The organism is Xanthobacter sp. BG11Y11_SDJG, from assembly GCF_057364445.1.
Genome location: NZ_JBNFNU010000247.1, coordinates 1 through 6,509 on the forward strand (window position 1 = coordinate 1; position 6,509 = coordinate 6,509).

At 68.2% G+C, this 6,509-nt stretch carries 5 protein-coding genes and 2 pseudogenes; 2 read left to right on the forward strand and 5 right to left on the reverse strand.

Translation table 11 applies throughout. The features are described from left to right. From AC2W7M_RS17465 to AC2W7M_RS17475, 3 genes and pseudogenes are all read right to left on the reverse strand, one after another. Window positions 1-379, reverse strand: a 379-nt coding sequence (locus tag AC2W7M_RS17465) for a 50S ribosomal protein L11 methyltransferase (protein WP_486133615.1), incomplete at its 3' end; no start/stop codon positions are given. 141 nt (window positions 380-520) lie between these two features. Further along, entirely contained in the window at window positions 521-1,783 is a 1,263-nt protein-coding gene (locus tag AC2W7M_RS17470; RefSeq protein WP_486133617.1) for a GGDEF domain-containing protein, read from the reverse strand. 169 nt (window positions 1,784-1,952) lie between these two features. Next, a pseudogene (locus AC2W7M_RS17475) lies at window positions 1,953-2,180 on the reverse strand (hypothetical protein); the annotation flags it as partial. Between the two features lie 64 nt (window positions 2,181-2,244). Between AC2W7M_RS17475 and AC2W7M_RS17480 the strand changes: the two are divergent. Next, the gene (locus AC2W7M_RS17480) at window positions 2,245-2,619 is read left to right on the forward strand and encodes a ribbon-helix-helix domain-containing protein (RefSeq protein ID WP_486133619.1); all 375 of its coding nucleotides are present in this window, start codon (window positions 2,245-2,247) and stop codon (window positions 2,617-2,619) included. A gap of 96 nt (window positions 2,620-2,715) precedes the next feature. Here AC2W7M_RS17480 and hmuQ read toward each other — a convergent pair whose 3' ends face one another. Together hmuQ and AC2W7M_RS17490 are read right to left on the reverse strand one after the other, a co-directional pair. Continuing rightward, window positions 2,716-3,051, reverse strand: coding sequence for a heme-degrading protein HmuQ (hmuQ, locus tag AC2W7M_RS17485; RefSeq protein ID WP_486133620.1), 336 nt, complete (start codon window positions 3,049-3,051; stop codon window positions 2,716-2,718). Window positions 3,052-3,088: 37 nt separating this feature from the next. Then, window positions 3,089-5,181: pseudogene (locus AC2W7M_RS17490) on the reverse strand (TonB-dependent hemoglobin/transferrin/lactoferrin family receptor). A gap of 424 nt (window positions 5,182-5,605) precedes the next feature. Here AC2W7M_RS17490 and AC2W7M_RS17495 point away from each other — a divergent pair. Further along, window positions 5,606-6,509, forward strand: a 904-nt coding sequence (locus AC2W7M_RS17495) for a heme/hemin ABC transporter substrate-binding protein (protein WP_486133622.1), incomplete at its 3' end; no start/stop codon positions are given.

Below are 6,509 nucleotides of genomic sequence, written 5' to 3' on the forward strand. Positions count from 1 at the left end.
CCCGTGCCGATGTCCAGGATGCGCGCGCGCGCGCGCGCGCGCGCGCGATCGCGGCGAGGCAGCCTTGGGTCGTGCCGTGATGACCGGTGCCGAAGGCGAGCGCCGCCTCGATCTCGATGCCGATGGTTGCGCCCTTCACCCGCCCCCGGTCGTGGGCGCCGTGCACCATGAACGGGCCCACCACCACGGGCGCGAGGCCTTCGAGGCTCGCGGCCACCCAGTCCTTCTCGGCGATCTCGGAAAACGACACCGCGTCCGCCAGGTCCGCGCCGGCGGCGCAGGCGACCAGCGCCTTCAGGTCGTCCGGGTCGAAAGCGGCGCCGGCGAACACCTCCACCACCCATTCCCCGTCCGGCGCCTCGAAATTGGCCACCGCCACCTCGGCCGGATCGTAGGTTCCGAGATCAGGTCGGCGATGCGCCGGGCCTTCTCGCGCGGCGCGCTCACGCGCATGACATGGGTGGCGTCGTTGGGGGGCAGGCCTTCGAGCATGTGCGGTCCGGTGCTGGGGCGCGGCCGGTCAGGCGTCGAACGCGCCCACGGTGCGGTCGCGTCCGGCCCCCTTGGCCGCATAGAGCCGCTTGTCGGCCGTGGCGAGCAGGTCCGTCAAGCTCGCTCCGTCCTCCGGGGTGGTGGCGATGCCGATGGAGACCGACTGCGCCCGGATGCCGTCCGGCAGCGGCACCGCCTCCACCCGCTGGCGGATCATGGCGGCGATCTGCATCGCCGCACGCGCGTTCACGCCGGGGGTGAAGATGGCGAATTCGTCGCCGCCATAGCGCACCACATAGTCGCCGCGCCGCAGGCCCTCCTTGAGCGCCCCGGCGAGCCGGCGCAGCACCTCGTCGCCCACCGGGTGGCCGTGGCCGTCGTTCACCTCCTTGAAGCCGTCCACGTCCACCAGGAGCAGGCTCAGCGGCTGGCCGCTGGTGCCGGCGACGGCGATGAGGTCGCGGCCCAGCGGCTCGAACTGGCCCCGGTGCAGCACCTGGGTCAGCGCGTCGTGGCGCGAGGCGATCTCCAGCTTCTCGTACTTCTGGCGGTAGGTGAGGGTGTCGAAGACGTCGGCGAGGCGCGGGCTCGGTTCGTCCCGTCGGTGCTCGAAGCGCGAGAGGTAGAGCGCCAGCAGGCCGGCATAGACCGCGGCGGCGGCCAGCTTGCCGATCCAGCCGCCGATGCCGGCCGAGAGTGGCACGCCGAGCGACAGGTTCAGCACCGTGAAGAAGGCCAGCTGGTCGAAGGTCAGCACCACAGCCAGCGCCGTCCAGATGGTCGGCACCAGCCGCCCCCGGAACAGGCGGGACAGGCGCTCATAGAGCAGGATCAGCACCACGCAGTCGATGAACAGCAGCAGGGTGCCCCAGGCCATGAGCACGCCCATCTGGTCCATGAAGGCGAGGTCGGCGGGCATGCCGGGCGCAGGGGTCGTGTAGTGGGTGCGCAGCAGCGCCACCAGCACCAGGAGAATGGCGTTGCCCAGCATCAGCCCGTAGATCGGCTGGCGCGCCACCACCGCATCCTCGCGGATATAGACCAGCAGCAGCAAAGCGAGCTTGCCGGCGAACATCACCACCGAGCCGGGCGAGAGCGACACCTCGAGCGGCAGCGCCACGTAATAGCTGGCGGCGAGATAGGTCTCCATGAAATGGAGGCTGCCGAGGGCGCAGAAGAAGGCGCCGATGCCGAGCGTGGCGCGGGCGCGGAACAGCGCCAGCATGGCGCCGAAATAGGCCACCATCTCCACCAGCAGCAATGCGACGTTCGAGACCAGGAGGGCCGTCAATCCGTGTCCAACCCCATGCGGCGAGGCATGCCGCATGCGTGAGAGGTATTGATCCCCGGTCTCCGTTCCGCCGGCGCCCCCTTCGCCGCCCAGCCGGTTGGCGCGAGGAGTGTGCCAAGCCGATCGTTAGGTAGCGCAGAATTTCCGCGGCGACAAACCTGCCGGCGTCTCAGACCCGGTCCACGAAGGCTTCGAGAACCCGTTTCTCGCCGGCCTTGTCGAACTGCACGGTGAGCTTGTTGCCGTCAATGCCGGTGATCTCGCCGTAGCCGAACTTGATGTGGAACACCCGTTCGCCGGTGCGGAAGCTCGACGGTGCCCCGGTGGACGAGGCCACCAGCGTGCCCTCGATCACCGTCGGGCCGCCGCGCCGCCCGCCGCGCCGCACAGCGCCATCGGAGCGGCGCACGCCAGCGGCGCCTCCGGCAATCAGACCCGGCAGCAAGGCCAGGGAGGCGCCCATGTGCAAGCTCTTCATCGAGGCCGATCCCGAGCTGTGGCAGACCCGGCTCCGATCGCTGCGGATCAACGGCTTCGCCACCAGCGTGCGGCTCGAAAACTTCTACTGGCGGGTGCTCGGCGAGATCGCCGCCCGCGACGGCATGAGCCTGCCGCAGCTTCTGGTGCGGCTGCACGGCGAGCTGGATGCCGCCCACGGGCGGGTGGAGAATTTCGCCTCGTTCCTCAGGGTGTGCTGCGGGCGCTATCTCGCCCTTCAGGCCGAGGGAGAGGTGCCGCGCGATCTGTCGACCCCGATCCGCAGCCTCGACGCAGATGCGATCCTGACGCGCGAGGCGCGGCGGACGGCGCGGGGCGCACTGTCCTCGGCCGCCTGAGCCGACGCAAACACGGCTCGCCGCGACGACGAGCCGGTGTGGAGGATGACGATGCGGGCGAGCCCGCAGAAGGGATCGCGTGGCGATTGCCGGGCTTCAGGCCGCCTTCTCGCTCGGGCCGAGCGACAGCACGGACTCGAAGCCCTCGAACTCGGGACCGCCGATATAGTTCACCCGGTTTGACGCCGCGCCGGCATCCTTGTGCGCGAGGCGGAAGGCGTCCGACTTGGTCCAGGCCTCGAAGTCGGCCTTGGAAGCCCACACGGTGTGGGAGATGTAGAGGGTGTATTCCTCCTTCTCCGCGCCGCGGCACAGATCGAAGGCGACGAAGCCGGGCACCGCGGCGATGTAGCTGTCGCGCTCGCGCCAGACCCGCTCGAACTCGGCCTCGGACCCGTGCTTCACCTTGAAACGGTTGGTGGCGATGAACATTCCTGCACTCCAATGATGTGCCGCCGGACCGGCGAGACTATTTGACGTACTTGGCGGGCGTCGCCGCCGCAATCTCCCCGCCGCCGAGCGTCATGCGCAGGCCCGCCTTGAAGGTGAGGCCGGCGCTGGGGAGATACTGCTGGTACTGAGTGTACTGCTCGTTGAGCAGGTTCTCCACCGAGAAGGCCGCCGTCATCCATTCCGTGGCCTGGTAGGTCATGTAGAGGTTCACGAGGTTGAAGCTCGATGTGACCAAGGCGTCGAGCTGCGCGGGGGTGAGATCGTCCGGCAATTCGTCGGCGGTCTTGGCGGCAACCCATTGCCAGCGCACCGCCAGCGTCAGCTTCTTATCGAACAACCTCGTGCCCAGCGTGGCCGCGACATTGTTGGGCATGATGGTGGTGAGCGGCTGGTCGTTGGTGACGTCGTCGCCTTGCGACACGGTGGCATTGAGGCCCGCGAACCAAAGGCCCGTGTCATACATGCTCTCGAACTCGAAGCCTTCGAGCCGCGCGGCAGCAATGTTCTGGTACTGGTAGCAGAAGAACCAGCCGGTGGCGGCGCAGGCGGACGAATCCCCGGCCGTCAGGAACACGGTGTTGATGTAGTCGTCAACATCGTTGCGGTAGATGTTGGCCTTGGCGCGCAGCTTGTCGCCCTTCACGAAGAGGTCGTCATACTTGATGTTGACGCCCAGCTCCTTGTTCTTGCCGATTTCGGCCCGCAGGTCCGGGTTCGGCAGGAAGCCGAAATCGAAGAAGATGCTGACCGGCGGATGGACGCCGCTCACCAGGGCCTCGGTCACCGACGGCGCGCGGTAGCCTTCGGCATAGGTGCCGTAGAAGGTCAGCCAGGAGAAGGGCGAGATGCCCACCGTGAACTTGGGCGACACATGGTCGCCGCTGGTGCCGTCGACGTGGCGCTGGTGAGGTCATAGCTGTCCCAGCGCAGAGCGGCGATGGTCTGCAGCCACGGCGTCCAGTCCGCCTGCCACTGGGCAAACGCACCGCCCACGGTGCGCTCGCCCGAGGGGTTGTAGCCGTCGCCGAAGCCGAAATTGTCGACGTTGCTCACGTCGTCCTTGAAGAAGTCGCCGCCGACGGTGATCGCGTGCTTGGTGGAGGCGACCAGGAAGCGGGACGTGTTGTTCAGGTCGAAGCCCAGCGTGTCGATGGTGAAGCTGCGGGGATCGCCCACGCAGCCGGTCACGTTGCTGCAGCCGCCGGCCACCTTGGTCTGATCCTGCTGGACCTGGTTCCAATAGGCGGTCGAGCGCCAGTTGAAGAGGTTGTCGTTCGGGTTGTTGTAGTTGTAGCTCGCCGTGACGGTGCGGTTGGCGACGTCGGTCGCATACTGGGTGGTGGCCGCGGTCGGATACTCGTTGGCGGTGGTGTAGGAGCTCTCGTAGTCGAGCGCGGTCAGCTTGATCTCGTGGTAGTCGGCCGGCCGGAAGGTGGCCTTGGCGATGCCCGACCAGGATTCGAAGCCGGTTCCCGGCACCTCGTTGCCGTCGCCGTCCACGTAGTTGGAGCGGTTGCGGACCGTGCCGCCGACGAACAGGTCCACGTTCTGGCCCACCTTGGCGGCGGCGAACAGCGATCCGAAGCCCATGGGGCCGTTCTCGGCGAACTCGCCATTCGCCTCGACGCCCCAGGTCTGGCCGGCCTTGATGAGGTCGTCGGCATCCTTGGTGCGGAAGGAGACCACGCCGCCGATGGCGCCGGAACCGTAGATGTTGGAGACCGGGCCGCGCACCACGTCGACGCCCGCCAGCAGGCCGGGCTCGAGGAAGAAGGAGCCGGCCCCGTCATTGTGGCCGAGCTGCGTGAAGTTCTGGCGTGCGCCATCGATGAGCACCGCGACGCGGCCGAAATCCTGCAGGCCGCGGATGTTGATCGATGCCTGGGTCGAGTTGCCGTTCTGCAGCACCGTGGTGCCGGGCATGCCCCAGAACACGTCCTGCGTGGTGCTGGGCATGAGCTGGTCGAGCTCGCCGGGACCCACCACGCTCACCGCTGCCAAGCGAATCGACGGCGCGCTCGGCGCCGGAGCGCGTCGCGACGACGGTGAGCGTGTCGAGTGCGATCTCGTCGCTGGCGGCAGCGGGCGCCGCGCTCTGAGCGAAGGCATCGGGCGCGCCGGCGAGCAGCGCCACCGACGCCGCACCGGTGAGCAGAAGCTCCCGCAGATGACAAGAAAATGCCGACCGCCTCGGTCCGTCCGCCATGACCCGCTCCATTCCGGATGATCTGGCTGGCTACCGCCCGAAAGGGGGGCGTGGCGCGCCGCAGGGAGTACCGCCCTGCCCTATTTCGGCTATCGTGGCGACGCATTGCGGTCAAGTAAATAACATGCATAGTGCTCGACCTAGGAACTAATCCAAAGACGGCACCAATACATCTGCCGTTTAGATCGGTTCCAGATTTGAATGAATCAATAGATGATGAGTCTCATGCTGGAATCAGTTGGTTGCAGGCGAGTTTGGAACGGATCGAATGTAGCGCTTTACGCTGCAACAACGCTGATCTGCGCGCTGCTGCTTGGCAGCAGCTGGGTGTCTGCGAGCGAAGTCAGGCCCCAGGAGGCGGCGGCGCAGGGCGCGGCACGCGATGCGCGCATCGTCGCCATCGGCGGTGCCGTCACCGAGATTCTGTTCGCGCTCGGCGTCGGCGACAAAGTGGTGGCCGTGGACCAGACCAGCCAGTTCCCTGCCGCCGCCCGCGCTTTGCCGCAGGTGGGCTATGCCCGCGCTTTGTCGCCGGAAGGGGTGCTTTCGGCCGGCCCCACCCTCATCGTCGCCATCGAGGGCGCCGGCCCGAAATCCACCCTCGACGTGCTCAAGGCGGCCTCCGTGCCGGTGGTGATCGTCCCCGAAGTGCATACGCCGGATGGGGTGGTGGAGAAGATTCTCGCGGTCGCCAAAGCGGTCGGCGAAGAGGCGCGCGGCCGCGCGCTTGCGGATGCGGTGCGCGCCGATTTCGCGGCGGTGGAGGCCGCCGTGACCGCGCTGCCCACCCATCCGAAGGCGGTGTTCGTGCTCGCGGCATCCGGCGGCTCCGCCACCGTCGGCGGCACCGGCACCAGCGCCGACGCCATGCTGCGGCTGGCCGGCGCCACCAACGCCATGGCCTCCGTCCACGGCTACAAGCCGGCGGTGGACGAGGCGGCCATGGCGGCGGATCCGGACGCGGTGGTGGTGATGAAGGGCGGCGGCCAGGAGCTTCCCCCCGAGACCATCTTCGCGCTGCCGGCCTTCATGGGCACGCCCGCCGCGCGCGACCGGCGCACATCGCCATGTGGGGCAGCTACCTCTTGGGCTTCGGCCCGCGCACGCCGCAGGCGGTGCTTGATCTTGCCCGTGCGCTCCATCCCGGCGCCAAGCTGGCGGACCTTCCGCCGCGCCCCTGGGCGGCGGACCGGTCGAAGCGCCGTCACCCAGCGCCCGGTGCCGCTCGACA

What these genes read in the sequence shown, in the direction of transcription:
- AC2W7M_RS17480 (WP_486133619.1), top strand. Translation starts at nt 2,245, where the DNA reads ATGTGCAAGCTCTTCATCGAGGCCGATCCCGAGCTGTGGCAGACCCGG.
- hmuQ (WP_486133620.1), bottom strand. Translation starts at nt 3,051, where the DNA reads ATGTTCATCGCCACCAACCGTTTCAAGGTGAAGCACGGGTCCGAGGCC.